Here is a 3,798-nt window from a genome sequence, read left to right as displayed (position 1 = left end):
AACACAGTGGACGCGAGCAACTGAGGACAAGCCCTCGGCCTATTAGTACCGGTCACCTCCACCAGTTACCTGGCTTCCAGATCCGGCCTATCAACCCAGTCGTCTACTGGGAGCCTTACCCCATCAAGTGGGTGGGAGTCCTCATCTCGAAGCAGGCTTCCCGCTTAGATGCTTTCAGCGGTTATCCCTCCCGAACGTAGCCAACCAGCCATGCCCTTGGCAGGACAACTGGCACACCAGAGGTTCGTCCGTCCCGGTCCTCTCGTACTAGGGACAGCCCTTCTCAAGACTCCTACGCGCACAGCGGATAGGGACCGAACTGTCTCACGACGTTCTAAACCCAGCTCGCGTACCGCTTTAATGGGCGAACAGCCCAACCCTTGGGACCGACTCCAGCCCCAGGATGCGACGAGCCGACATCGAGGTGCCAAACCATCCCGTCGATATGGACTCTTGGGGAAGATCAGCCTGTTATCCCCGGGGTACCTTTTATCCGTTGAGCGACGGCGCTTCCACAAGCCACCGCCGGATCACTAGTCCCGACTTTCGTCCCTGCTCGACCCGTCGGTCTCACAGTCAAGCTCCCTTGTGCACTTACACTCAACACCTGATTGCCAACCAGGCTGAGGGAACCTTTGGGCGCCTCCGTTACCCTTTAGGAGGCAACCGCCCCAGTTAAACTACCCATCAGACACTGTCCCTGATCCGGATCACGGACCCAGGTTAGACATCCAGCACGACCAGACTGGTATTTCAACGACGACTCCACCCACACTGGCGTGCGGGCTTCACAGTCTCCCAGCTATCCTACACAAGCCGAACCGAACACCAATATCAAACTGTAGTAAAGGTCCCGGGGTCTTTCCGTCCTGCTGCGCGAAACGAGCATCTTTACTCGTAGTGCAATTTCACCGGGCCTATGGTTGAGACAGTCGAGAAGTCGTTACGCCATTCGTGCAGGTCGGAACTTACCCGACAAGGAATTTCGCTACCTTAGGATGGTTATAGTTACCACCGCCGTTTACTGGCGCTTAAGTTCTCAGCTTCGCCCCACCGAAATGGAGCTAACCGGTCCCCTTAACGTTCCAGCACCGGGCAGGCGTCAGTCCGTATACATCGCCTTACGGCTTCGCACGGACCTGTGTTTTTAGTAAACAGTCGCTTCTCGCTGGTCTCTGCGGCCACCCCCAGCTCACCATGTAAAACGGATCACCGAGTGTGGCCCCCCTTCTCCCGAAGTTACGGGGGCATTTTGCCGAGTTCCTTAACCATAGTTCACCCGAACGCCTCGGTATTCTCTACCTGACCACCTGAGTCGGTTTAGGGTACGGGCCGCCATGAAACTCGCTAGAGGCTTTTCTCGACAGCATAGGATCATCCACTTCACCACAATCGGCTCGGCATCAGGTCTCAGCCTTGATGTGAGGCGGATTTACCTACCTCACGGCCTACACCCTTACCCCGGGACAACCACCGCCCGGGATGGACTACCTTCCTGCGTCACCCCATCACTCACCTACTAACCGCTTGGTCCGGCGGCTCCACCACTTTCCATTCCCCGAAGGGTCCGGAACGGCTTCACGGCCTTAGCATCACGATGCTCGATGTTTGACGCTTCACAGCGGGTACCGGAATATCAACCGGTTATCCATCGACTACGCCTGTCGGCCTCGCCTTAGGTCCCGACTTACCCTGGGCAGATCAGCTTGACCCAGGAACCCTTAGTCAATCGGCGCAAACGTTTCTCACGTTTGTATCGCTACTCATGCCTGCATTCTCACTCGTCAACCGTCCACAACTACCTTCCGGTGCTGCTTCACCCGGCAGACGACGCTCCCCTACCCATCCACACACCCGTTGGGGCTACTTGTGTGAATGACACGACTTCGGCGGTACGCTTGAGCCCCGCTACATTGTCGGCGCGGAATCACTAGACCAGTGAGCTATTACGCACTCTTTCAAGGGTGGCTGCTTCTAAGCCAACCTCCTGGTTGTCTGTGCGACTCCACATCCTTTCCCACTTAGCGTACGCTTAGGGGCCTTAGTCGATGCTCTGGGCTGTTTCCCTCTCGACCATGGAGCTTATCCCCCACAGTCTCACTGCCGCGCTCTCACTTACCGGCATTCGGAGTTTGGCTAAGGTCAGTAACCCGGTAGGGCCCATCGCCTATCCAGTGCTCTACCTCCGGCAAGAAACACACGACGCTGCACCTAAATGCATTTCGGGGAGAACCAGCTATCACGGAGTTTGATTGGCCTTTCACCCCTAACCACAGGTCATCCCCCAGGTTTTCAACCCTGGTGGGTTCGGTCCTCCACGAAGTCTTACCTCCGCTTCAACCTGCCCATGGCTAGATCACTCCGCTTCGGGTCTTGAGCGTGCTACTGAATCGCCCTATTCGGACTCGCTTTCGCTACGGCTTCCCCACCCGGGTTAACCTCGCAACACACCGCAAACTCGCAGGCTCATTCTTCAAAAGGCACGCAGTCACGAGATGGAAGCAAGCTCCCATCCGACGCTCCCACGGCTTGTAGGCACACGGTTTCAGGTACTATTTCACTCCCCTCCCGGGGTACTTTTCACCATTCCCTCACGGTACTATCCGCTATCGGTCACCAGGGAATATTTAGGCTTAGCGGGTGGTCCCGCCAGATTCACACGGGATTTCTCGGGCCCCGTGCTACTTGGGTGTCTCTCAAGCAAGCCGCTGATGTTTCGACTACGGGGGTCTTACCCTCTACGCCGGGCCTTTCGCATGCCCTTCGCCTACATCAACGGTTTCTGACTCGCCCTACGGCCGGCAGACCGTAGAAGAGAGATCCCACAACCCCGTACACGCAACCCCTGCCGGGTCTCACACGTATACGGTTTGGCCTCATCCGGTTTCGCTCGCCACTACTCCCGGAATCACGGTTGTTTTCTCTTCCTGAGGGTACTGAGATGTTTCACTTCCCCTCGTTCCCTCCACACTGCCTATGTGTTCAGCAGTAGGTGACAGCCCATGACGACTGCCGGGTTTCCCCATTCGGAAACCCCCGGATCAAAGCCTGGTTGACGACTCCCCGGGGACTATCGCGGCCTCCCACGTCCTTCATCGGTTCCTGGTGCCAAGGCATCCACCGTGCGCCCTTAAAAACTTGGCCACAGATGCTCGCGTCCACTGTGCAGTTCTCAAACAACGACCAGCCACCCATCACCCCGAACCAGAAGGTTCGAGTGCACTGGGGCCGGCAACTGAAGGAAGATCATTCCCTCAGACACCCAACAGCGTGCCCGACACGACCAGCCGATGATCATCACATTCCACGCCGAAGCAGTACTAGTGATTCCCAACGAACCGTCCGTGCCGAGTAGTCAACGTTCCACCCATGAGCAACCGTGCGAGACATTTGCTCGCAGTCGGCTATGTGCTCCTTAGAAAGGAGGTGATCCAGCCGCACCTTCCGGTACGGCTACCTTGTTACGACTTCGTCCCAATCGCCAGTCCCACCTTCGACAGCTCCCTCCCACAAGGGGTTGGGCCACCGGCTTCGGGTGTTACCGACTTTCGTGACGTGACGGGCGGTGTGTACAAGGCCCGGGAACGTATTCACCGCAGCAATGCTGATCTGCGATTACTAGCGACTCCGACTTCATGGGGTCGAGTTGCAGACCCCAATCCGAACTGAGACCGGCTTTTTGAGATTCGCTCCACCTCACGGTATCGCAGCTCATTGTACCGGCCATTGTAGCACGTGTGCAGCCCAAGACATAAGGGGCATGATGACTTGACGTCGTCCCCACCTTCCTCCGAGTTG

Annotated in this window: 2 rRNA genes; both read right to left on the bottom strand. The window is 57.1% G+C overall.

The window, feature by feature from the left end:
* Window positions 1-22: 22 nt before the first annotated feature.
* A 23S ribosomal RNA gene (locus NX794_RS35705) occupies window positions 23-3,144 on the bottom strand.
* Window positions 3,145-3,419: 275 nt separating this feature from the next.
* A 16S ribosomal RNA gene (locus tag NX794_RS35700) occupies window positions 3,420-3,798 on the bottom strand; the annotation flags it as partial.

This window comes from Streptomyces pyxinicus, assembly GCF_024753135.1.
GTDB classification, from domain to species: domain Bacteria; phylum Actinomycetota; class Actinomycetes; order Streptomycetales; family Streptomycetaceae; genus Streptomyces; species Streptomyces pyxinicus.
This window is presented reverse-complemented; position numbering and strand designations above follow the sequence as displayed.